14 protein-coding genes and 1 tRNA gene are annotated in these 23542 nt (G+C 60.9%); 9 read left to right on the top strand and 6 right to left on the bottom strand.

Annotated elements, in window-relative coordinates; all coding sequences use genetic code 11:
• Positions 1-83: 83 nt before the first annotated feature.
• The 5 genes from PZ897_RS19220 to PZ897_RS19200 form a co-directional block, all read right to left on the bottom strand.
• Positions 84-1085, bottom strand: a complete 1002-nt coding sequence (locus PZ897_RS19220) for an NAD(P)H-dependent glycerol-3-phosphate dehydrogenase (RefSeq protein ID WP_275754369.1) — start codon at positions 1083-1085, stop codon at positions 84-86.
• Positions 1086-1184: 99 nt separating this feature from the next.
• Positions 1185-2531, bottom strand: coding sequence for an FAD-binding oxidoreductase (locus PZ897_RS19215; RefSeq protein WP_275754368.1), 1347 nt, complete (start codon positions 2529-2531; stop codon positions 1185-1187).
• Entirely contained in the window at positions 2528-3967 is a 1440-nt protein-coding gene (locus PZ897_RS19210) for a UbiA family prenyltransferase (RefSeq protein ID WP_275754367.1), read from the bottom strand. Before PZ897_RS19210 ends, PZ897_RS19215 begins: the two co-directional genes overlap by 4 nt.
• A 240-nt stretch (positions 3968-4207) precedes the next feature.
• Positions 4208-4283, bottom strand: a tRNA-Ala gene (locus PZ897_RS19205).
• A 171-nt stretch (positions 4284-4454) separates the two neighbouring features.
• Positions 4455-4883 (bottom strand): TIGR02300 family protein, encoded by a 429-nt coding sequence (locus tag PZ897_RS19200; RefSeq protein ID WP_275754366.1) that lies wholly within the window; start codon positions 4881-4883, stop codon positions 4455-4457.
• Positions 4884-5106: 223 nt separating this feature from the next.
• Between PZ897_RS19200 and aroA the strand changes: the two genes are divergently transcribed.
• The 5 genes from aroA to rpsA all read left to right on the top strand — a co-directional run bounded on the left by aroA (position 5107) and on the right by rpsA (position 10318).
• Positions 5107-6465, top strand: a complete 1359-nt coding sequence (gene aroA, locus PZ897_RS19195; RefSeq protein ID WP_275754364.1) for a 3-phosphoshikimate 1-carboxyvinyltransferase — start codon at positions 5107-5109, stop codon at positions 6463-6465.
• Positions 6462-7103, top strand: coding sequence for a 2-hydroxychromene-2-carboxylate isomerase (locus tag PZ897_RS19190; protein WP_275754363.1), 642 nt, complete (start codon positions 6462-6464; stop codon positions 7101-7103). Before aroA ends, PZ897_RS19190 begins: the two co-directional genes overlap by 4 nt.
• Positions 7104-7179: 76 nt before the next feature.
• The gene (locus PZ897_RS19185; RefSeq protein WP_275754361.1) at positions 7180-7827 is read left to right on the top strand and encodes an FMN-binding negative transcriptional regulator; all 648 of its coding nucleotides are present in this window, start codon (positions 7180-7182) and stop codon (positions 7825-7827) included.
• Positions 7824-8471, top strand: coding sequence for a (d)CMP kinase (gene cmk, locus PZ897_RS19180; protein WP_275754360.1), 648 nt, complete (start codon positions 7824-7826; stop codon positions 8469-8471). The genes PZ897_RS19185 and cmk overlap by 4 nt, the downstream gene beginning before the upstream one ends.
• A 140-nt stretch (positions 8472-8611) precedes the next feature.
• Entirely contained in the window at positions 8612-10318 is a 1707-nt protein-coding gene (gene rpsA / locus PZ897_RS19175) for a 30S ribosomal protein S1 (protein ID WP_275754359.1), read from the top strand.
• A gap of 255 nt (positions 10319-10573) precedes the next feature.
• Here the strand turns inward: rpsA and mbfA are convergent, their stop codons facing one another.
• Positions 10574-11557, bottom strand: a complete 984-nt coding sequence (mbfA, locus tag PZ897_RS19170; protein WP_275754358.1) for an iron exporter MbfA — start codon at positions 11555-11557, stop codon at positions 10574-10576.
• A 124-nt stretch (positions 11558-11681) separates the two neighbouring features.
• Here mbfA and PZ897_RS19165 point away from each other — a divergent pair, with 124 nt between their 5' ends.
• The 4 genes from PZ897_RS19165 (at position 11682) to PZ897_RS19150 (ending at position 23536) form a co-directional block, all read left to right on the top strand.
• Positions 11682-12518 carry a YiiX/YebB-like N1pC/P60 family cysteine hydrolase gene (locus PZ897_RS19165; protein WP_275754357.1) on the top strand — a complete coding sequence of 279 codons (837 nt, stop codon included), beginning with the start codon at positions 11682-11684 and terminating at the stop codon, positions 12516-12518.
• A gap of 51 nt (positions 12519-12569) precedes the next feature.
• Positions 12570-14090, top strand: coding sequence for an AMP-binding protein (locus PZ897_RS19160; RefSeq protein ID WP_275754356.1), 1521 nt, complete (start codon positions 12570-12572; stop codon positions 14088-14090).
• A gap of 526 nt (positions 14091-14616) precedes the next feature.
• Entirely contained in the window at positions 14617-23100 is an 8484-nt protein-coding gene (locus tag PZ897_RS19155) for a glucoamylase family protein (RefSeq protein ID WP_275754355.1), read from the top strand.
• A gap of 205 nt (positions 23101-23305) precedes the next feature.
• Complete coding sequence (locus tag PZ897_RS19150; RefSeq protein ID WP_275754354.1) at positions 23306-23536, top strand: hypothetical protein; 231 nt, start codon at positions 23306-23308, stop codon at positions 23534-23536.
• Positions 23537-23542: the final 6 nt, after the last annotated feature.

Raw genomic sequence — 23542 nt, 5'->3', positions numbered from 1 at the left:
TACCGGTTTGGCCCATTAGACCGGGAAAAAATGAAAATTGTTTTCATGCAGATGCCCGCCGGCGTCAAAATGCAAAGCCTCGCTCACGGCATGTCCCTGCTAGTGGTGGGAATTTCCGGCTTGATCGGCCGCGACATCAGCGCGACGCGGGCCTCCTCGGCTGACATCCTGCCCGCCAGCACCAATCCGGCCGTGTGCATGACCGGACAGGAGATCTGGTGGCGGGCGGCGAGGTCATTGGCAATCGACACCGTATAGACCCCCTCGGCCAGTTTGAGGCCCGAAACATCGCGTCCGCTGCCAACGGCAATGCCATAGGAGAAATTGCGCGACAGCTCCGACGAGCAGGTCAGCACCAGATCCCCCAGACCCGACAGTCCCATCAGGGTTTCGGCGCGCGCGCCCATGGCCACGCCCAGCCGCACCAGTTCCGCATATCCGCGCGTGATCAACGCAGCTTCGGCGCTTGCCCCCATGCCGCCGCCGCGGCAGATCCCGACGGCAATCGCCATGACATTCTTCAGCGATCCGCCGATTTGCACCCCGACAATGTCGTCGGATGCATAGAGCCGGATCGCGTCGCCGGAGAGCGATTGGGCCATGGCCTGCGCCGCGTCCTTGTCCGGCATGGCCAGCGTGAGAGCTGTCGGCAGGCCGCCAACCACATCGGCGGCAAAGCTGGGCCCCGACAGCACACCCACCGCATGGCCGGGCAACTGCCCGGCAATCACTTCACTTTGGGTTTGGCCGCTGCGGTTGTCTATGCCTTTGGCACAGGCGATTACCAGTGCGCGGTCAGGCAGATGCGCGGCTGCCTGCCGGGCGACATCGCCGGTCGATTGCGCCGGCACCACGAACAGCACGATCTCCGCGCGATCCAGCGCAAGGGCCATGTCCGTGGTCGCGACAAGACCTTCGGGAAGGCGCGCGCTGCCAAGATAGGCCTTGTTGGAATGCTGGCGCGATATCTCGTCACAGGTGGCGGGGTTGCGGCCCCACATCAGCGCATCATGGCCTTGTCTGATCAAAGCTGCGGCCAGCGCGGTGCCCCAGGCACCGGTGCCGAGAATGCAGATGCGGGCCATGGGTTGTGCTCCTTCGCTCAATGGCGGCGTTTGCCGCTCCGTCACTCAGGCCACTCAAATACGGGGCCGTCGCCGTGCTGGCAAGCCGGAAGCAGCCGGTCAGGCGGTGGCGGTGCGTATGCCGGGGAGGCAGCTGGCGTTCAGCTTGCCGGCGGTCCGGCGCCAGAAATCCGATATCAGAGCCGGATCACGCATGGCTTCCATGTCTTTCCATTGTGGGAACGAGGCTGCAAACATCTCTGGCGACATTCGCTGGTCCTTGTACGGATTGAGCCCACCCCCCGCCGCCAGAACAATCTCGTCGAGCGCATCAAGCATCCGCAAGGTGCGGTTTCCGGTATTGGCAAAATCCAGCGTCAGCGTGAATCCTGGCCGCGGAAACGACATCAGCCCCGGAGATGTGGAAGCGCCAAAACGTTTAAGGACGGTCAGGAACGATGCCGCACCATGATTCTGGGCGCACTCGATCAGCGCAATGGTGGTTTCCCGTCCGGTTGCGGAGGGAAAGACACTTTGGTGCTGAAACAGGCCACGCGGCCCGTAAAGCCGGTTCCAGCCGGAGATTGCATCCAGCGGATGGAAATAGGAGGACCAGGCAACAATCCTGGTTTCAGGCTGCTGCGGGGCCCGGCCGTAATACAGACCATTGAAGGCCTTGAGGGTCAGGCGATTGAGCAGATTGACCGGCGGCGAGAGCGGAACCGCCAGTTTCGGCGCCGATGGCGGCTTTGCCGCTCCGCCGTCTTCCGCGTGATTGCCGGCCATCAGCACACCACGCCCGAGTTTGCCGCCGCGCGCCAGTTGATCGATCCAGGCGACGGAATATTCATGCGCCGCATCGATTTGCTCGATTGTATCGAAATAGCCATCGATGGCGGCAAACCGAAACGCGGTCTGGCGCACATTGGCGGACGCGACCTGCATCAGCCGGATGGTGGCCGATTCAATGATGCCGGTCAGCCCCATTCCGCCGATGGTGGCCGCAAACAGGGCAGAATTGCGTGTCGGCGAACAGGTGCGACGATGCCCGTCGCTGCCAAGCAGGGTGAAGCTTTGCACCGAATTGCCGAACGTGCCGCGCCGATGATGGTTCTTGCCATGAACATCATTGGCAATGGCGCCGCCAAGCGTGACCTGCGCCGTGCCCGGGGTTACTTCCAGAAAAAATCTATACGGCATGACAAGCGCGAGAATATCAGACAGCAGGACACCTGCGTCCGCAGTCAGAATGCCGGTATCGGGATCAAAGGCGCTGATCGCCGCGCCGGGTCGCATGGTGAGCAGGCAGCCCTGGTCATTGTGGCAGCTGTCGCCGTAGGAACGGCCATTGCCGTAAGGCAGGAATCCGCCTTGGGCAGTCGGGTTCAGGTCCTCCAGGGGCGCGCTCAGGCGCGGTCGCCGGTCGACCCTGCCCCAACTGTCAAACCTGTCACGCCGCGCGGTCACAGCTGCACTGTCGCGAGCAGCACAAGTCCCGCGCCGGCAATGGTGGTGGCCTGACTGCGCCAGTCACGCATGATGAACACCACCGGGTCGTCATGCATCTGGGAACGGCGCGCCAGAACCCAGATTCTGAGCAGCATGTACAGAATCAGCGGACACAATGGCCAGAGCAGGGCCGGTTGGGGATACATTGACGCCACTTCCTTGCTGTCGACATAGAGCGCCAGAACCATCGCCGCGGAGAACGCCGATGCGATCCCCGCCTGGCCGATCATGTCCTTGTCGCTCCCGACATAGCTGCGCCCCTCGAGCCGGGTGTCGGATTGCTCGGCAAGCTCGTCGAGCTCGACATAGCGCTTGACCAGCGCCAGGCTGAGAAAGAAGAAGATCGAAAACGCCAGCAGCCAGAAGGACAGCTCCACTCCGGTGGCCGCCGCACCGGCGATGATGCGCACGGTGTACAGCCCTGCCAATGTGAAAACATCGACCAGAAGCTTGCGCTTGAGAACAAAGGTGTAGGCCGTGGTCACCACCGCATACAGACCCAGTACCGCCCAGAAAAGAGGCGGCAACAGGCTTGCCAGCCCGATGGACGCCAGCAGCAACGTCGCGGCAGTGAAACTGATCGCCGGGATCGAGACCGCACCGCTGGCCAGCGGACGCAGGCGTTTGCGCGGATGCTGGCGGTCATTGGCCAGATCGGCAATGTCATTGACGATGTAGACCGCGGACGCCAGGAAGCTGAACGAAAAGAATGCAGCCACGGCGGCGAGAACGAGACCGATCTCGGCGTATTCATGGTTGAGAACCAGCGGAACCGCGATCAGCACGTTCTTGAGCCACTGATGTACCCGGATGGATTTGAAGATCGCCAAGCGCGACACTGCCGCGATCGGAAGGGTTTCCGCCGCATTCTGCTTTGCCCAGCGCTTGGCCGCGCGATCGGGTGCAACAATGATGGCGCGGCGCGCGGCATCGAAAACCACCCGATCGTCCCGGCTGTTGCCGGCATAATCAAAGCCACCGTCGCCGCACAAGGCGACAAGGCACTCGCGTTTGCGGTGGGAGGTGAGGTTCTCGGTATCGCTCGAGTGCAGGACGCGATCGAATAGGCCCAGGTGCCCGGCAATCGTGGTGGCTGTGGATTGGGCCGCACCTGTGACCAGCCAGACCGGCTGTCCGGCATTGCGGGCCTGTTTGATTCGCGCGATCAGCTCCGGCCGGTAAGGCCAGTCTCTGCCCTTGTTCTGGTAACGGGCGGCGACCTCGCGTTTGAGAACGGCCTTGCCGGAGAGCGCCCAGGCGATGGCGGCGAAAAACAGCCAGGGCCTGCGAATCAACACCGCGACCAGCCCCTCCCACAAGGTGTCAGTGGCGACCAACGTGCCGTCCAGGTCAATACAAAGCGGCACGTGCCGGTTGTCGCTCGCAGCATCCATGATTGTGTCCCTGCCTCAATCCAGGCAGACAATCGCCGAAAAACACTTCATTTCCGCTAAAAAACCGCGCCAAACCGCGATTCGGCCAATGCAAAGCGGGAATTTCCCTCTGTGTGGTTAGCAAAACCTTGCGCGGCGCAGGGCGCTCGACAAAGCCACAGGTTGCGCGACGGCGCATTGCCCGAGGTCAGCAGCGGCGTGCGGGCACCGGAAAGGCAAAAAGTGTCACTGTTGGAAAAATGGTGGAGCCAAGCGGGATCGAACCGCTGACCTCCTGCATGCCATGCAGGCGCTCTCCCAGCTGAGCTATGGCCCCGGGACGCAAGAGATTGATCAAAAAATACAATCCCTGCGAGATGCCGCCGCCCCGATTGAGGCGGGCATGTGCGGCTTCATACTTCTGCAGCCGCACAAGATCAAGATGAAAATTCAATCCTTTTGCAGTTTCGAAAACATCACTGAATTCAAAAGTGCGGATGAATTCGCTTTATTGATCGTCGTCCTCGTCATTGACGCCGATGATGTCGCTGACATCGTCGTCGTCATCATCGTCATCGGCCAGAAACGCATCCTCGTCGTCGTCTTCATCGATCTCGACATCGTCGTCGATGTCGGGAAGGTCCTCGGACTTGCTTTTCTTGCTCGACTTTTCATCGTCCGCCTCTTCAAGCGATACGATTTCCACGTCGGCCGAATCTGCCTCGACTTCGGCGACTTCATCGTCGTCCTCGTCCTCGTCGTCGGCCACCTTCTCTTTCACCTTCTCGGACACAGCAATAGGCGCCGGGACCTCAAAAAACGAAATCGGGTAGGTTTTGCCCGTATAAGGGGACTCGATTGGATCTTTGTTCAGATCGTAGAATTTGCGCCCGGTTTCGGGGCAAATGCGTTTTGTTCCAAGTTCCGGTTTTGCCACTGTCGAAGCCTCATAAACTGGCAGGAAGACCCAGGCTGGAGCGCCAGGCTTCCCGTTTCGGCGGGTCCGGACCCCATAATGATGTTGAGCGCGGCTGTCAAAGCCATTCTCATCAAAAATCGAGCGAAGTCAGATGACGCACCCCTCAGGGCTGTGGTAGGGAGCCCCTGCGCATCAGCCGGGCTGCCGGCTTTACCCGACCAAATCAGCCGGAAATTACCAAATGGGCCACGTTACTGCACATCTTCGTCCTGCCAAAGCCTCAAAAAGCCGGGGGCTTAAAGGCGACATCCGCATTCCCGGAGACAAATCCATTTCCCACAGGTCGTTCATGTTCGGCGGCCTTGCCCGGGGCGAAACCCGGATCACGGGTCTGCTCGAGGGTGAGGACGTGATCAACACCGGCAAGGCGATGCAGGCCATGGGTGCCTCCATCCGCAAACAGGGCGATACATGGATCATCAACGGCGTCGGCAACGGGTGCCTGCTGGCGCCGGAGACCGCGCTCGATTTCGGCAATGCCGGCACCGGCTGCCGGCTGGCCATGGGGCTGATGGGACCTTATGATTTCGACACCACATTCATCGGCGATGCATCCCTGTCGAGCCGCCCGATGGGCCGCGTGCTCGATCCGTTGCGGCTGATGGGGGTTCAGGTGCAAGCGCAGGCCGGCGACCGCTTGCCGGTGACAGTGCGCGGCCCCCGCGCACCTGCGCCCATCAGTTACCGGGTGCCGATGGCATCGGCCCAGGTCAAATCGGCTGTTCTTTTGGCCGGGCTCAACATTCCCGGTACCACCACGGTGATTGAACCGGTGATGACGCGCGATCACACCGAGAAAATGCTTCAGGGCTTTGGCGCCACGCTCGAGGTCGAGACCGATGCCGAGGGCGTGCGCACCATCAGGCTCGAAGGCCGCGGCGAGCTTGTCGGCCAGACGATCGATGTGCCGGGCGATCCCTCCTCGACCGCGTTTCCGCTGGTGGCGGCGCTGATCGTTCCGGGATCGGACGTCACGATTCGCAATGTGCTGATGAACCCGACCCGCACCGGGCTGATTCAGACCCTGCAGGAGATGGGGGCGGATATCGAAGTGCTCGACCCGCGCCAGGCCGGCGGCGAGGATGTGGCAGACCTGCGGGTCCGGTCCTCGGACCTCAAGGGTGTCACGGTTCCCGCCGAGCGGGCGCCGTCGATGATTGATGAGTACCCGGTGCTGGCGATTGCCGCCTGTTTTGCCCAGGGTGAAACCATGATGCCGGGACTTGAGGAGTTGCGGGTGAAGGAGAGCGACCGGCTGGCTGCGATGGCGCGCGGCCTGGAGCTTAACGGCGTCGATTGCACCGAGGGCAAGGACTGGCTGTCGGTGCGCGGCCGGCCCGACGGCAAGGGTCTGGGCAATCTGTCGAAGGAGGCCGTTGTCGCCACGTGGCTCGATCACCGCATCGCCATGAGCTTTCTGGTCATGGGCCTTGCCAGCGAGCATCCGGTGCAGGTGGATGACTGCTCGATCATCGCCACCAGCTTTCCCGAATTCATGGAAATGATGACCGGCATGGGTGCGGAGATTGCCGAGATATGACGCCGCGGACGATCGAGTTTCATTACGATCTGATCTCGCCTTTTGCCCATGTGGCGCTGAAGCGGCTCGAGGAATTGCCCGCCGGCGTGACTGTGAGGCCGGTTCCGGTGCTTCTGGGGGCCATCCTCAGCCATTGGGGGCAGCTCGGTCCGGCGGAGATTTCGGCAAAACGGCTGCACACCTACCGGCTGTCGGTATTTCTGGGCAAAAAGCACGGGCTTGCGATGCGGTTTCCGCCGCGCCATCCGTTCAATCCGCTCAAGCCGTTGCGGCTGCTGGCCGGCGCCGATGCCGGACTGGCGACTGTGCGCCGCGCCTTTGACTTCGTCTTCGAGCAGGGCCGGGCGCCCGATACCGACGACGAGCTTGCAGCCTTTGCCGAACATGTCGCCATTCCGTTGACGCTTGCCACCGATGATGCTGCCAAGGCCGCATTGAGAGCCAACACCGATCTGGCAATCGGCCGCGGCGTCTTCGGGGTTCCCAGCTTCATGTCCCGGTCGAAGGCAGGCCACCAGGTTTTCTGGGGGGTTGATGCGTTTGACATGCTTTTGGCATGGCTTGACGATGATGCCCTGTTTGAGCATGAGCCCTACCGGCATCTCGATGACGTCAGTGTGGGGATCACGCGCAAGTAAGGCGCCGCGGCGAGTCCGCTGGCGGCCGTGTTGAGCAGATCGGATAGACTGAAGCGCCGGGACGGAAGGAGCCGCCATGTACCTGCCAGCGCAGTTTGAGGAAAAGGACGAGACGGTGATGCGGGCGCTGATTGCCGCGCATCCGTTGGGCCTGCTGATCTCGGCATCACCAACCGATCTGCAGGTCAATCCGGTGCCGTTTCTGGTGTCGGTCGACAAGGGCGTCACCACACTTCGCACCCATGTCTCCAGGGCCAATGCGCAATGGAAGCAGATTCGCGATGGTGCTGCTGTGGTGGTGGTGTTTCAGGGCGCGGACACTTACGTCACGCCATCCTGGTATGCTTCCAAGGCGCAACACGGCAAGGTCGTGCCGACCTGGAACTATGCGATGGTGCAGGCGCGCGGCGCCGCCGAAGTTCACGAAGAGGCCGCATGGCTTGGTCAGCAGGTGACCGACCTCACCGACCGGCATGAGGCAAGCCGTTCGGAACCATGGAAGGTCGGTGATGCACCGGCGGCGTTTGTGGCGGCGCAATTGCGGGCAATTGTCGGCATCGAGATCACCGTCAGTCGGATGAGCGGCAAATGGAAAGTCAGCCAGAACCGGCCTGAAGCAGACCGGTGCGGGGTTCTTGCCGGCCTGATACAGGACGGTGACGGCGAAATGGCTGGCCTGGTAGGACTCTATGGCCGCCTTGCAGATCGGGGCACACCGGAATGAGCGAGACAGCATCACCCATCGTGATAGCAGTCGACGGCCCGGCGGCTGCCGGCAAGGGCACCCTGGCGCGGCGGCTCGCCGCGCGTTACGGCCTCCGTCATCTTGATACCGGCCTCAGCTACCGCGCCACCGCCAAGGCGCTGCTCGACGCCGGCCTTGCGCTTGATGACGAAGCGGTGGCTGCCCGCATGGCCCGCGCGCTTGATTTGTCCAACCTCGACCGCGTGGTGCTGTCAGCCCATGATATCGGGGAAGCCGCCTCGAAAGTCGCGGTGATGCCCGATGTGCGCAGGGCGCTGGTGGAGGCGCAGCGGGATTTTGCCGCAATCGCACCTGGTGCGGTGCTCGACGGCCGCGATATCGGCACGGTGGTCTGCCCCGATGCATTGATCAAGTTTTATGTCACCGCCAGCCCGGCGGTGCGGGCCCGGCGGCGTCATGACGAAATACGCGGCAAAGGCGGGCAGGCCGATATGGCCGGAATCCTGGCCGATATAGAAAGACGTGACGCGCGCGACATGGAAAGGACCGACTCGCCGCTTCGTCCCGCCGCCAATGCGCACTTGCTAGATACAACCGAAATGGGTATAGAAACCGCGTTCGAAACCGCCCGTGTCCTTGTCGATGCTGCGCTTGAACGCTGAACTGACGCCAGCGAGCCTGTCCCGCGCCGAACTTGTCCTCCCCTCCATGAAGGTTAAGGACAGACGGGCATCGCCGGTCCGACCAACACCAACCAGGCGCATCCGATCGCACCATGATTACGCGGTCGCCAGGAGAATTTATGTCTAACACTGAAACGATGACAGAGGATTTCGCATCCCTGTTCGCCGAATCCATTGCTACGCAGGATCTCGCCGAAGGCTATGTCGCCAAGGGCATCGTCATGGCCATCGAGAAGGACGTCGCCATCATCGACGTCGGCCTCAAGGTCGAGGGCCGCGTCCCGCTCAAGGAATTCGGCGCCAAGGCCAAGGACGGCACGCTGAAAGTCGGCGATGAAGTCGAAGTCTATGTCGAACGTATCGAAAACGCTCTGGGCGAGGCCATGCTGTCGCGCGAGAAGGCTCGCCGCGAGGAAAGCTGGATCCGTCTCGAAGAGAAGTTCAATGGGCAGGAGCGCGTTGAAGGTGTCATCTTCAACCAGGTCAAGGGCGGCTTTACCGTTGATCTGGACGGCGCCGTGGCCTTCCTGCCGCGCAGCCAGGTCGACATTCGCCCGATCCGCGATGTCACCCCGCTGATGCACATCACGCAGCCCTTCGAAATCCTGAAAATGGACAAGCGCCGCGGCAACATTGTTGTCTCGCGCCGCACCGTGCTTGAGGAAAGCCGTGCCGAACAGCGTTCGGAAATCGTGCAGAACCTCGAAGAAGGCCAGACCGTTGAAGGCATGGTCAAGAACATCACCGATTACGGTGCGTTCGTTGATCTTGGCGGCATCGATGGCCTGCTGCACGTGACCGACATGGCCTGGCGCCGCGTCAACCATCCGTCCGAAATCCTGTCGATCGGTCAGACCGTCAAGGTCCAGATCATCCGCATCAACCAGGAAACACACCGCATCTCGCTGGGCATGAAGCAGCTGGAAAGCGATCCGTGGGATGGCATCGGCGTCAAGTACCCGGCGGGCAAGCGCATCACCGGTACCGTGACCAACATCACCGATTACGGCGCGTTCGTCGAACTGGAGCCGGGCATCGAAGGTCTGATCCACGTGTCGGAAATGTCCTGGACCAAGAAGAACGTGCATCCCGGCAAGATCCTGTCGACGACACAGGAAGTTGACGTGGTCGTTCTTGAAGTCGACCCCAACAAGCGCCGCATCTCGCTCGGCCTCAAGCAGACGCTCGAGAATCCGTGGGAAGTGTTCGCACAGAGCCACCCTGCCGGCACCGAAGTCGAAGGCGAAGTCAAGAACAAGACCGAATTCGGCCTGTTCATCGGCCTCGAAGGCGATGTCGACGGCATGGTTCACCTCTCCGACCTCGACTGGAACCGTCCAGGCGAACAGGTCATCGAGGAGTTCAACAAGGGCGACATGGTCAAGGCCGTCGTGCTCGATGTCGATGTTGACAAGGAGCGCATCTCGCTGGGCATCAAGCAGCTTGGCAAGGACTCGATCGGCGACGCTGCCGCTTCGGGCGAGCTGCGCAAGAACGCCATCGTCTCGGCCAAGGTGACTGCGATCACCGACGGCGGTCTCGAAGTGGTGCTGGTTGATCACGAAGACCTGTCTTCGTTCATCCGCCGCTCGGATCTGTCGCGTGACCGTGACGAGCAGCGCCCTGAGCGGTTCTCGGTCGGCCAGACAGTCGACGCTCGCGTCACCAGCTTTTCGAAGAAGGACCGCAAGGTCGGTCTGTCGATCAAGGCGCTGGAAATCGCCGAAGAGAAGCAGGCAGTTGCACAGTTCGGTTCGTCCGACTCGGGCGCTTCGCTCGGCGACATTCTCGGCGCTGCCCTGAAGAAGCAGAACAGCGACGACTGATCCTTTCCGGATCTGACGTTAGGACCACGAAACCCGCCGGAGCGATCCGGCGGGTTTTTTTCATACGATTTTTGTCCAGACCGGATTGCGCATGTCCCTTTTCGTCACCGGCCGGAGAACCCGCGATGGGTGGGCGTGCCGGGGACTTGTTTTCCGGTGGGGCCGGAGCTGCGACTCGCACCGGAACAACGGCTATGATCTTGTCTATCGGGCGCAGAAAATGGGCCAATGGATTGAGATCAATGCGGCCTGGTGTCAGGCATTCCCGATCAGCAGACCCGCAGCGAACACCAGCGCGCCGCCAAGGACGACCTGGAAAATGGCTCGGCTCCACGGTGTATCCATCCAGTGGTTCTGAATCCAGGCGATGGCCCAGAGCTCGACGAACACCACTGCGATCGCGACCGTGGTGGCGATGGTGAAATCCGGGATCAGATAGGGAAGCGCGTGACCAAGACCGCCGATCGCCGTCATGATGCCTGACGCCAGGCCGCGCTTGACCGGCGAACCGCGGCCGGAAATGACCCCGTCATCATGGGCAGCCTCGGTAAAGCCCATCGAAATGCCGGCCCCGACGGATGCTGACAAACCGACCAGAAAGGTTGTCCAGGTGTCGCCGGTTGCGAACGCCGTGGCAAATATCGGGGCCAGCGTTGACACCGAACCATCCATCAGGCCGGCCAAGCCTGGCTGGACGTAGGTCAGAATGAATTTGCGGCGGTTGGTTTCGGCCTCTTCGGCCTTGACGTCATCCGGCGTATGCTTGAGCCCCAGGCGCCGGGCCAGCGATTCATGGGCTTTTTCGGCCAGCGCCAGATCGCCGAGCAGTTTTCTGGTGTCTGCATCCTGGCTGCGCTGTGCCGCGGCAAGATAGAAGGCGTGCGCTTGAGCTTCCATGTCCTCGGCAGTCTGCCGGATCAGGTCGACAGACTGGTTCTTGACCAGCCAATCCGGCTTCCGTTCGTAATATCCGCGCACATGTTCGCGCCGAATCAGCGGTATGCGATCTCCGAACCGTGCCTTGTGGCGTTCAATCAGCAGGGCACGGTGCTCGCCCTCCTCAGCCGCCATTTCCTCAAAAACCTTCGCCGATTGCGGATAATCATCGCGCAAATGATCTGCGTAGGCGAGGTAAATGCGCCCGTCATCCTCTTCCGACGAAATCGCGAGCGCAAGTATCTCCTGTTCGCTCAGGGAATCAAAGGACCTGCGGTTGAAGCCGGTGAGACGAGACAGCATGAGGAATCCCTTGGATTAGAATTGTTCTAAACTAATTGGGGCGAAGTCACTTTTCAAGCCGGAAAACGCAAAGTTGAAACATCGTGGCTTGATCCGGCGCCGCTCACAGGCCAACTGTTGCCTCATGACTGAAGTAAGGGAAATGACCGACACGCTGCTCGACCGCCTGGGACGATTCCTGGCGCGCAGATTGCACTCAGCCAATTCCGGGTACGAACCCTACACTCCCTCAGACCCGGAGACGCTGTCACGCGCCCTTCGTCCGGGCGACATTCTTCTGGTTGAGGGCAACCAGAAGATATCGGCGGCGATCAAGTACCTCACCCAGTCGACCTGGTCTCATGCCGCACTTTATGTCGGGACAGCGCTCAAGCCGGAGATCGACGACGGGGAAGATTTTCCGCAGCTCATAGAAGTCAACCTGGGTGAAGGCTGCGTTGCCGTACCCTTGGCCAAATACACCCGTTTCAACACCCGGATCTGCCGGCCGGCCGGCCTCACTCCGGAGGATCGGACCGCAGTTGTCACCTATATGATCGACAGGCTCGGCGTTCGCTACGATCTCAAGAACATCTTCGACATGTTGCGCTACTTCTTTCCCACGCCGCCGGTTCCGGTGCGCTGGCGCCGGCGCCTGATTGCCTTCGGGGCTGGCGATCCGACCCGGGCCATCTGCTCGTCGATGATTGCCCAGGCGTTCCACTCCATCGATTATCCGATTCTGCCCGAGGTGACGCGGTCGCCAGGACGGCAATGCGCTGAATCCGACTATTCCCGCCGGGAAATTCTGCACATTCGCCATCATTCGCTGTTCGCACCACGGGATTTCGACCTGTCGCCCTATTTCCGCATCGTCAAGCCGACCCTTGAATACGGATTCGACTACAAGCGGCTCGAATGGAGTCACAAACAACTGCCCGGCACGGACGAAAAACCGCAGAGTGTCTCGCCCGACACCTGAGATCCGGCAACGAGCTTAGATACGAATGCGATCGGATTGTGGAGAAGCGGCATGAATTTGGCAGAGTGGCTCATCCGCACAGCGAGAAGACAGCCTGATGCACCAGCCCTGATGTCAGGTGAAAACCTGATCTCGACCTATGCCGGTTTTGCCGATCGCGCCTCCCGCACCGCGTCAACGCTTGTCAGCCGGTACCGGATTGGTCCCGGCGACCGTGTCGCAATCTTCATGAAGAACTGCCCCGCCTATCTCGAACTGCTGTATGGCATCTGGTTTTGCGGTGGCGTTGCGGTTCCCATCAATGCCAAGCTCCATGCCCGCGAGGCGGCCTATATCATCGAGGATTCGGGCAGCCGGCTGGTGTTCGTTTCGGGCGCGGGTGCGGGCGAGTTGCAGGCCTTGCTGCCGGCTGACTGCTCTCTGCACGATCTTGAAACCCGGCCGGTGGTCGCGCCTGACAGTCACGGGCTCACCGCACCCCTTCCCCGTGCGGCCGATGACCTGGCGTGGTTGTTTTACACATCGGGCACCACCGGCAAGCCGAAAGGCGTGATGCTGAGCATCGCCAATCTGCACGCCATGACCTATGCCTATTTCGTTGATGTGGACGACGTGCTGGCCGAGGATGCGGCGGTTTATGCGGCGCCTTTGTCCCATGGTGCGGGGCTTTACAATTTCATGCATGTGCTGCGTGGCAGCCGTCATGTCATCCCTGCGTCCGGCGGCTTTGATCCGGAGGAGCTGTCGACGCTGGCTCCCAAACTCGGCAGCGTCACCCTGTTTGCGGCTCCGACCATGATCAACCGCTGGGTGGCTGCCGCCCGGCAAAGCGGCTATTCCGGCGAAGGCGTGCGCACCATTGTTTATGGCGGCGGGCCGATGTATCTTGCTGACATCGAGGCTGCAACCGCGCAATTTGGCGCCCGGTTCGTTCAGATCTACGGCCAGGGCGAATGTCCGATGGCGTTGACCTCTCTGACCCGGGGCGATATCATCGACAGGCAGCATCCCCGCTGGCACGAGCGTCTGGCCTCGGTCGGCACCCCACAATCTTGTGTGCAGATCCGCGTTGTCGGTCCGGACGGAAAGGACAGGCAGCCGGGTGAGATTGGCGAAATCATAGCTGCCGGTCCACCCGTCATGAGAGGGTACTGGAACGATCCTGCAGCCACCGCTGAGAGCCTGAAGCACGGCTGGCTGTGGACCGGCGATATGGGCTCGCTCGATCAGGATGGCTATCTGACGTTGCGCGACCGGTCCAAGGACGTCATCATCTCGGGCGGCAGCAACATCTATCCGCGCGAAGTCGAGGAAGCGCTGTTGAGCCATCCGTCTGTGGCCGAAGTCTCGGTCATTGGCCGACCGAGTGCGGACTGGGGCGAGGAGGTTGTGGCTTTCGTCGTCCCGGCCGGACAGCACCCCCCGGCTTCACCGGAACTCGATGGCCACTGTCGCAGCCAGATCGCTGGCTTCAAATGTCCCAAGGCCTATTTCTTTGCCTTGGAATTGCCGAAAAACAATTACGGCAAGGTGCTCAAGACGACACTAAGGAGCCGTCTCTTGAGTCAGTGACAGGCTGAATCCTGGACGTTGTCGAGACGTTCGAGACGTTCGGGATGGTCGGATGCATCGATTAAGAGGTGGATGCGGTCTGAGGAAAGCCGGCAGGCAGAGTTGAGCGGTCAGAGCCGATTTCAGGCGCAGCATCGCAACGACACCTGGGGCCTGTCAGCGGCAATGCAGATTGCCGGGTTTGCAAGGAGGAAAACCAGGGAGGGTGGCGGGGTCGTCGCGGTTGAGCCAAAGCGGCGATGCCCACGCCTGCAGCATTCCTTGTGCATCCGGTTGGATGTGCAAGGGACGCTGTATCTCTTTGAATCAATGCTTGTCGCGTTCAAATCAATCCATTTGAACGCGACAAGCACTGGGGATGAGTACACCGTCAGCTTCAATACGAGCCAGCTAGTCTGCGGAACGTATAGTGTGCTGGCACGTTAGTCATGTCTAAACAATCGAAATGGCAGCCATGTCCGAATTTCCAAACTTGAGATCCCCGAATTCTTCGCCAAATTCAACTCCTCCCGATCTCGATCATAAAGTGGCTGACCGGGCGCGCAGCCATGCCATCAGAGCCGATTTCCTGGCGGCGGAAGAGCTTGAGGCGCTAGGAGAACGGCTCCATGCCCAGTCTCACTGGGACCTGCCGACGTGGGAGCTCTTCGCGTTTCCTGAGCGCACCAAGTATTTTCCCGATCGGATCAAGGACAATGCGTCCGCGCTTCTGACAAACTTCCGCTCCATCTCCAAGGCTGCCCAACAGCGCCTGCTGATTACGCCGGCGGCCGAATGGCTGCTCGACAACCATCATCTTGTCGATGAGAATGTCAGGCAGGTTGTGCGGGATCTGCCGAAGAAATTTTATCACCGGCTGCCAAAAGTTCCCGTGGAAGGCGGCGGAGAAGTTCCCCGCACGTTGGCCATCTCATGGCTCTATATTGCCCACACAAATTCTTGTTTCGAGCCGGAATGGCTGACCAGTCTGATCACGGGATTTCAGAAGCATCAAGTGCTGACCATCGGCGAGATATGGGCAATTCCGGCCATATTGCGAATGGTTCTGCTCGAAAACCTCAGACGGATTTCCGACCGGGTGGAGGCATCTCGCAAGACGCGCGCGCTGGCCAACCGGTTCGCCGACGCCGTTGCCTCTTCCAGCAGCGGCCCGATAGATTCCGGACTTTTAAACTCGGGCGCCGATGCAACAGCCGATGACACCTATGCGGCGCAATTGCTCTACCGTTTGCGCGACGGCACTCAGGGATCGTCCGACGCGCTCTCATGGCTGGAGAGCCTGCTCGAGCAGCGGGGAACCCACGCCGAGGAGGTGATCATTGCCGAGCACACCCGGCTATCGATGGACAACCTCACGGTTGGAAACATTATTCGCAGCCTGCGGCAGATCGACGAGACAGACTGGACCAAATGGTTTGAATCCGTTTCCCGGGCCGACTGCGTGCTGCGCGCCCGAAGCAATTTTGCGCTTCTGGATGCCCGCACCAGAAACAGCTACCGCGATGTTATCGAGCACATCGCCCGCCGCTCCGAATTCAGCGAGAAGGATGTCGCTTTGGCGGCGCTGGAGCTGGCCGAGCAGGCGCGCGCGAATCCGCAAATAACCGCCGCGAGGGAAAAAAACCTCGGCTATTACTTCGTTGCCGAAGGCGTGAGCCAGCTACAAAAAAAGACAGGCTACCGCCCGACATTGCGTGAGAAAGTGGGCCGAACCTATCGCAGTCTGGGGGTATTCGGGATTGCCGTTCCGGTGGCATTGCTGGCGTTGAGCTTTGTCTGGATGGCCGCGCAGGTATTGGCCGGTAACGGCGTTCCGGTCGTCTGGCTGGTGATACTGTCGACGCTTTTCGCCGTGCCGGCGTGGGATGCGGCTTCCGGGCTCTTTCAGTATACTGCTTTCGCATTCTTCCGCCCCGACCATCTTCCGGGATATGCGTTCAAGGAAGGTGTGCCCTCAGATGCACGTACTCTGATCGTCATTCCCTGCCTGATTGATAGCCTTGATAGCGTGGACGAACTGCTTCGTAACCTCGAAGTGCACCACCTCTCCAATCCCGACAAGGAATTCTTTTTTGCGTTGGCCACCGACTGGACCGACAGCGATGAAGAGAAGTCCGATCACGACCTCGAGGTCCTGGCATATGCGGAGGCTCAGACGAACCGGCTTGCCGAAAAATATGCCGACACCGGCAGCCGCCGCTTTTTCCTGCTTCACCGCGCCCGTCTCTGGAACGAAGCTGAAGGTGTATGGATGGGGTGGGAGCGCAAACGTGGAAAGCTTCATGAGCTCAACCTGTTGTTGCGTGGCGACCCTGACACGACATTCCTGACGCCGAGCAGCGAGCTGCCGGAAGACATCCGCTATGTCTTGACCCTTGATTCCGATACTCGCCTGCCGCGCGATCAGGTGCGGGCGCTGGTCGGCAAGCTGGCCCATCCCCTCAATGCTCCCCATTGGGATGCGGCGGAGGGCAAGATCACCGCCGGATATTCCATCTTGCAGCCCCGGGTTACCTCGTCGCTGACCGCTGGCTCGGAAGCATCGGCATTCCAGCGGACTTTCTCGGTCGACCGGGGGCTTGATCCCTATGTCTTCACGGTTTCAGACATCTATCAGGACTTGTTGGGTGAAGGCAGCTTCACGGGCAAAGGCCTCTACCATGTCGAGGCGTTTGAGGCTGGCATGGCGGGTCGGATAGCCGAGAATTCGGTTCTCAGTCATGACCTTCTTGAAGGGTCTATCGCGCGCGCCGCGTTGGTGACCGACGTGGAGTTCGTTGAGGATTTTCCTGTCCGCTATGATGTCGACGCCTCGCGGCAGCACCGGTGGGCGCGGGGCGACTGGCAGTTGCTCCCGCTGATTTTTTCCAGTTCCAGCGGCCTGAACTTGCTTGGGCGGTACAAGATGCTGGACAATTTGCGGCGATCAGTGACACCCATAGCCTGGCTCGCCGGGTCCATTCTTGCGTGGTCCGTGCTCCCGCTGGAAACGGCAGCGGTGTGGCAGGTGATCCTGATTATAAGTCTGTTTATCGCGCCGACATTGTCGTTGTTCTCTGCGTTCTTTCCCTCCGGGACCGAAGGCCTGTCAATCGGCGGACACATCCGTATCCTGGCGTCCGAAATCTTCAATGCGACGGCGCAGGTGGCCTTGCGGATCGTCTTCATCGCCCATACCGCCTGGGTCATGGGCGATGCCATAGTCCGCTCACTCTATCGGGTGTTTGTCAGCCGGCGGCACCTGCTGGAATGGAAAACCGCAGACCAGGTCAGCGCGGCGGCCGGCAACACGGTTGCATCCTTTTATGCCTTGATGTGGCAATCGCCGTTCATAGCTTTGTCGGCATTCTTGCTGGCTCTGGCGTTCGAACCGCAAACAGCGGTGATCGCCGGCGGATTTTGCGCCCTGTGGGTGGCGGCTCCCGCCATTGCCTGGTTTGTCAGCAGGCCGGCCTTGACCGAAGATTCGCTGAAACTCGATACCGAGACCGAAACGCAGCTGCGTCTTGTTGCACGGCGCACGTGGCGCTATTTCGAGCGCTTCGTCAACGAAGACAACCATTACCTTCCACCGGACAATTTCCAGGAAGATCCGGAGCCGGTGGTCGCCGAGCGCACGTCGCCAACCAACATAGGCATGTATCTGCTGTCGACGGTGGCAGCCCGGGATTTCGGCTGGATATCGCTGTCTGAAACTCTCGATCGCATCGACAAGACGCTCGATACGGTCGAAAAACTGCCGCACCACCGCGGGCATTTGTTCAACTGGTACAACACACGCACGCTCGAGGTCTTGCAGCCGAGTTATGTCTCAAGCGTGGACAGCGGCAACATGGCGGGCCACCTGGTCGCGGTCAGTTCGGCGTTGCGGTCCTGGTCTGAAGCACCCGCGGTGCATCTGCTTGGCGACATGAAGGGGGTTGGCGACGTCGCCTACATCCTCGAACAATCGTTGAGCAAAATCGCCGATGACCGCCGCAAGACACGGCCGTTGAGGCGCAGGCTCGAAGAACGGTTGGCGGGCTTCCTGCAGACCTTCGAGCGGCACATGCAGGAACCACATATAGCACCGTTGCGCGCCATCAAGCTGTCGGTGATAGCAGCGGAGGTGACAGCCCTGGCCGTGGATCTCAACAGTGAGATCAAATCCACGCAAACCGCCAGTGTCGTCGCCTGGGCGAGAAGCCTGCACGCGACGTGCGAGGCCCATTTTGCCGACGCAACTTTCGATCGCACCAAGCTCGAGCAGTTACAGGAACACCTGCAGATCACCTCGGAAAGAGCCCGGAAAATAGCCTTCGATATGGATTTCTCGTTTCTGCTTGATGAAACGCGGGGGCTTTTGTCGATCGGCTACCGGCCCGAAGATGGAGAACTCGATGCGTCCTGTTACGACCTTCTCGCGTCCGAAGCACGCCTGACCAGCCTGTTTGCCATTGCCAAGGGCGATGTTCCGAGCAGTCACTGGTTTCGCCTGGGACGTCCCATCGTGGACGTGAACTGGCAGGCGACGCTTGCCTCGTGGTCCGGATCGATGTTCGAGTATCTGATGCCGCCGCTGGTCATGCACGAGCGGCGCGGCGGGCTGCTGAGCCAGACAAACCGCATGGCGATCGCGCGGCACAAGAGCTACGGACAGTCGCACGGAGTTCCTTGGGGGATCTCCGAATCGGCATACAATGCGCGGGATCGGGAGCTGAATTACCAGTACCGGAATTTCGGCGTGCCCTCGCTCGGCCTCAAGCGCAATCTGATCAACGATCTGGTGATCGCGCCCTATGCGACAGCGCTGGCAAGCCAGTATGTGCCAGCCGATGCGCTCGCGAATTTCGACCAGTTGCAGCAGTATGATGCGCTTGGCGACTACGGTTATTATGATGCGATCGATTTCACCCCCTCGCGGCTGCCGGAGGGGGAAAGCTGCGCCATCGTCCGCAATTACATGGCGCATCACCAGGGCATGAGCATCGTGGCGATTGCCAACGCTGTCCATGATGGCCTGATGCGGGATCGTTTTCATGCCGATCCGGTGATCGAGGCGGCAGAACTGCTGCTCCAGGAGAAGCCGCCGAGTGACCTTGTGCCGCTGCGGCGGGCGGACGAATCCACGCAAGCCGGTGACGGGCTGACGCAACTGCAGGAGCGTGAGTTCCGCATTGTCACCGACCCTGCGCGAAGTCGCCGCGAAGTCCTTCTTCTGTCCAACGGTCACTATTCCGTCATGCTGACCGCCGGCGGTTCCGGTTATGCGCGCTGGAACGGCCTTGCGGTGACAAGATGGCGCCCCGATCCCACCTTTGATGACTGGGGCAACTTCATCTTCCTGCGCGATCTTGAGGATGGGCATTGGTGGTCGGCCACGTCGGGGCCCGGGTCCTCTCCCGGGGAACCGGCAAGGACCATTTTTTCAGACGAGAAGGCTGAATTCTTCAAGACCCGCGGCACACTGAACTCCCGCCTCGAATGCCTTGTCGCCTCGAGCTTCGATGCTGAAGGCCGCCGGGTTGTTCTGACCAACAGGGGCGAGCGTGAGAGAACCATCGAACTGACCTCCTATTGCGAGCCGGTCCTCTCCGCCGATGCTGCCGATTCCGCGCATCCGGCGTTTTCGAAAATGTTCGTGCGGACCCATATCGGCGAACATGGCAACGTCATCTACGCGGAACGCAACCGGCGGTCGCCGAGCGATCCCGACATCTGCGTGGCGCATCTTATTTCCGACGCCCGCGGTGGCCGTGCAATCCAGGCGGAGACTGATCGCCGCCGGTTCATCGGCCGCGGGCGCAGCCTGACGGACGCCATCGCCTTTGAGCCTGGCGCCAGGCTGAGCGGCAGCGACGGCTATACGCTCGATCCCTGCATGGCGCTGCGCCGCATTGTGCGGATTCCTCCGGGCAAGGAAATCGAAGTGGTGTTCTGGACAATTGCCGCGCCTCGCCGCGAGGATATCGAGGCCGCAGTTTCACACTTCCATCATGCCGAGAGCTTTTCGCAGGAGCTTCATCTCGCCTGGACACGGTCTCAGGTGCAGATGCGCCATACGGATATCACGCTGCAGGAAGCGGCCCTGTTCCAGAAATTTGCCGGCTATCTCGTGTACCCTGATCTGTCGCTGTCATCCGACAGCGCCAGCGTCGCGTCCGGAGAATACCAGCAGTCCGCATTGTGGCCGATGGGCATCTCCGGAGACTTCCCGATCTTCGTGCTCCGGCTGGACAATGATGGCGATTTGCCAATCGTGCAGAAAGCCTTCCGCATGCAGGAGTATCTCAGATCGCGCGGCCTGATTTCTGATCTGGTCATCATCAACGAGCGCGCCGCTTCCTACGGTCAGGATGTTCAAAATGCCCTGGACGCCTACTGCCAGAACGCCGCCCGACGCGGACTGGCGTCAGGACCGGGACAGCATATTTTCGCGGTTCGCCGTGATCTGATGACAGCCAGTGCCTATTCCGCGCTTCTGGCTGCGGCCCGGGTTGTGTTGCACACACGCAATGGCAAGCTGTCGGAACAGCTTGAGCGCATCGAGACCGTCTTTGGACAGTCAGGCGAGAAGGGAGACAAGCGGAGCCATGGCGCGCCGCAACTTATGTTGCCCTCGCCCGAAGGGTCTGATGATACGCGCCATCGGGGCGAAGCGATCTCCGGCACCGATCTGCTGTTTTGGAACGGCTATGGCGGTTTCGACCCCGGCAGCAATGAGTATGTGATCCGGCTCGCCGCCGGAGCAGCGACGCCGCAACCCTGGATCAACGTGATCGCCAACGAAAAATTCGGGTTCCACATTTCGGCGGAAGGGGCGGCCTTCACCTGGAGCCGCAACTCACGCGACTACCAGCTCACACCCTGGACCAACGATCCGGTCATCAACCGTCCGGGCGAGGCATTCTATATGCGCGACATGGACGATGGCTCGTTGTACGCGCCGATGGCAGCCTTGTCGGTGGATGGGGCGGCCACCTATGAAACACGCCACGGCCCCGGCCGCAGCATCATGACGATGACCTGTGACGGGCTGAGCTCCCGGTTGACGACGATCATCGCGGGCAAGGAACCGGCAAAGCTGGCCCGGCTCGAGGTTTCCAATGCCAAGTCGGCACCCCTGCGCCTGCGGGTCTATGCCTATGCCGAGCTGGTGCTGGGCAATGACCGCTCCAGGACCGCGCCCTTCGTGCAATGCCGCTTCAATCGGGCCGCCGAGGCCATGACGGCGACCAATCCTTACTCGCTGACGTTCCCCGAGCGCACCGCATTTCTTGCCGCAGACCACCCCGCTGTTGCCTTCACCGCGTCGCGCGGTGACTTCTTTGGGTCCGGCGGAACGATCAAGCGGCCAAGCATGGTGATGAGCGGCGCTGCCACCGCCAACGGCGCAGCAACCCGCGGCGACCCGTGCGCTGTCATTGCCTGTGACATCGAAATACCGCCTGGGGAAACGCGAAGCGTGGTCTTCATGCTGGGCGATGCGGAAAAATCCGCCGATGTCGGCCAGATGCTTGAAAGATTGCGTGACCGCGGCTTTGCTGAGTTCGAACAACAAACCCTGTCGCAGTGGCAGCGTTTCCTCGGAACGCTTCAGGTGGAAACGCCGGACAAAGCGTTCAACACGATGGTCAACACCTGGCTTCCCTACCAGAATCTGGCCTGCCGCATCACGGCGCGCAGCGCGTTCTATCAGGCCTCGGGTGCGTTTGGTTTTCGCGACCAGCTGCAGGACACGCTGGCGCTGCTGATGCACGATTCCGGCCTGGCACGGCGGCAGATCCTCAATGCCGCGTCCCGGCAGTTCAAGGAAGGCGACGTTCAGCACTGGTGGCTTCCCGACACGGGTGCCGGCGTGCGCACGAAGATTTCCGACGACGTCGTCTGGCTGGCCTATGCCGTCAGCCAGTATGTCTCGGTCACCAACGACGTGGCAATTCTGGATGAAATGGTTTCGTTCCTGTCTGGCCGGACTCTTGAGGAAGATGAGCACGACGCGTTTTTCGAACCATCCAGCTCGCGCACGAAAACCAGTGTTTATGACCATTGCGCCAGAGCGCTGAACCTGGCCATTGCCCGCACCGGGCCGAACGGGTTGCCGCTCATCCTCGGCGGCGACTGGAACGACGGCATGAACCGCGTCGGAGAAGCGGGCCGGGGCGAAAGCGTTTGGCTTGCATGGTTCCTGCTGCATGCGCTCGACCGGTTCATCCCGATCGCAGAAGCAAGGCAAGAAGCCGGCGACGTTGCCGAATGGCGCGCCCATGCGAAGAAGCTGACAAAGTCTATCGCCGGCGCCGGATGGGATGGCCAGTGGTATCGCCGCGGCTATTATGACGACGGGACCCCGCTGGGGTCTTCCCAATCGGAGGAATGCCGGATCGATTCGATCGCCCAGTCGTGGAGTGTGCTTTCCGGTAAAGGCAATGCGGAACGGTCTGCCCAGGCGATGGACAGTGTCACCGACAAGCTCATCGACACTGACGACGGACTCATCCGGCTGTTCACCCCGCCGTTCCAAGCCACGCCGAAGGAACCGGGCTACATCAAGGGGTATCCGCCCGGCGTTCGCGAGAATGGCGGACAGTACACCCATGCGGCGACCTGGGTTGTCTATGCCCTGGCGAAAATGGGCCGTACCGAAGACGCCTGGCGTGCCTTTTCCATGCTCAATCCGGTCAACCATTCTCTCGACCAGACCGCCGCCGACACCTATCGTGTTGAGCCCTATGTGGTGGCCGCAGATGTCTATGGCGCCGACGACAAGATCGGGCGCGGTGGCTGGACCTGGTACACCGGGTCCGCGGGCTGGCTCTATCGCACGGCGGTGGAGGCAATCCTGGGGATTGAAATTCGCGGCGGAGACCTTCAGGTCAACCCGGCCATTCCCGACGACTGGAACGGCTACACCGCGCATATCGAGATAGCTGGGAAGCGCCGGGAAATCAGGGTCGATCGTTCCGGGGACGGGAAGCTGACTGTCCGCATCGATGGTGAACTGACTCCCCACGGGGCGGAATCGGGGTAGGGGGAACCCGACTTCCGGATTGGCTCCAAAGGGCAGCTGCCGGTCGCGGGTCGACCGGCAGCGTCCGGCATGCGCATACAGGAATGTCCGGGCCATGTGACGGGGAGGCCGACCAGCTATCCAGCCGTAAAAATCCCCTCGCGCTAAAGCCGGCGGGAACCAGATCGCCGGCGCCGCGTTTATTTCCTGAACCAAGGAGACCGCCATGCGAACCCGTACATTCATCGCCGGCCTGATCGCCCTGCCAGTCAACGCGGTGCTGTTTGGCGCCGGGGCTGTTACGGTGCTGTCGATCCCGGCGCTGGCCGACCACGCCAAGTATCTGTTGCCGATGGTCATCGTGACCGGATTTGTGGCAACCGTACCAATAGCCTGGGCGTTGGCGCCGCGGCTGCGTGCCCGGCATCTCTATACGGAAAGTCACACAAGAGGCTGAGCACCT

Origin of the sequence: Hoeflea sp. YIM 152468 (assembly GCF_029210485.1) — a bacterium.
In the GTDB taxonomy this organism is placed as follows: domain Bacteria; phylum Pseudomonadota; class Alphaproteobacteria; order Rhizobiales; family Rhizobiaceae; genus Hoeflea.
This window is presented reverse-complemented; position numbering and strand designations above follow the sequence as displayed.

Excerpts from the sequence above, each read along its gene's own strand:
- PZ897_RS19210 (WP_275754367.1), bottom strand. The coding sequence starts at position 3,967 with ATGGATGCTGCGAGCGACAACCGGCACGTGCCGCTTTGTATTGACCTG.
- rpsA (WP_275754359.1), top strand. The coding sequence starts at position 8,612 with ATGTCTAACACTGAAACGATGACAGAGGATTTCGCATCCCTGTTCGCC.
- PZ897_RS19185 (WP_275754361.1), top strand. The coding sequence starts at position 7,180 with ATGTACCTGCCAGCGCAGTTTGAGGAAAAGGACGAGACGGTGATGCGG.
- cmk (WP_275754360.1), top strand. The coding sequence starts at position 7,824 with ATGAGCGAGACAGCATCACCCATCGTGATAGCAGTCGACGGCCCGGCG.
- PZ897_RS19160 (WP_275754356.1), top strand. The coding sequence starts at position 12,570 with ATGAATTTGGCAGAGTGGCTCATCCGCACAGCGAGAAGACAGCCTGAT.
- aroA (WP_275754364.1), top strand. The coding sequence starts at position 5,107 with ATGGGCCACGTTACTGCACATCTTCGTCCTGCCAAAGCCTCAAAAAGC.
- PZ897_RS19150 (WP_275754354.1), top strand. The coding sequence starts at position 23,306 with ATGCGAACCCGTACATTCATCGCCGGCCTGATCGCCCTGCCAGTCAAC.
- PZ897_RS19165 (WP_275754357.1), top strand. The coding sequence starts at position 11,682 with ATGACTGAAGTAAGGGAAATGACCGACACGCTGCTCGACCGCCTGGGA.
- mbfA (WP_275754358.1), bottom strand. The coding sequence starts at position 11,557 with ATGCTGTCTCGTCTCACCGGCTTCAACCGCAGGTCCTTTGATTCCCTG.
- PZ897_RS19190 (WP_275754363.1), top strand. The coding sequence starts at position 6,462 with ATGACGCCGCGGACGATCGAGTTTCATTACGATCTGATCTCGCCTTTT.
- PZ897_RS19220 (WP_275754369.1), bottom strand. The coding sequence starts at position 1,085 with ATGGCCCGCATCTGCATTCTCGGCACCGGTGCCTGGGGCACCGCGCTG.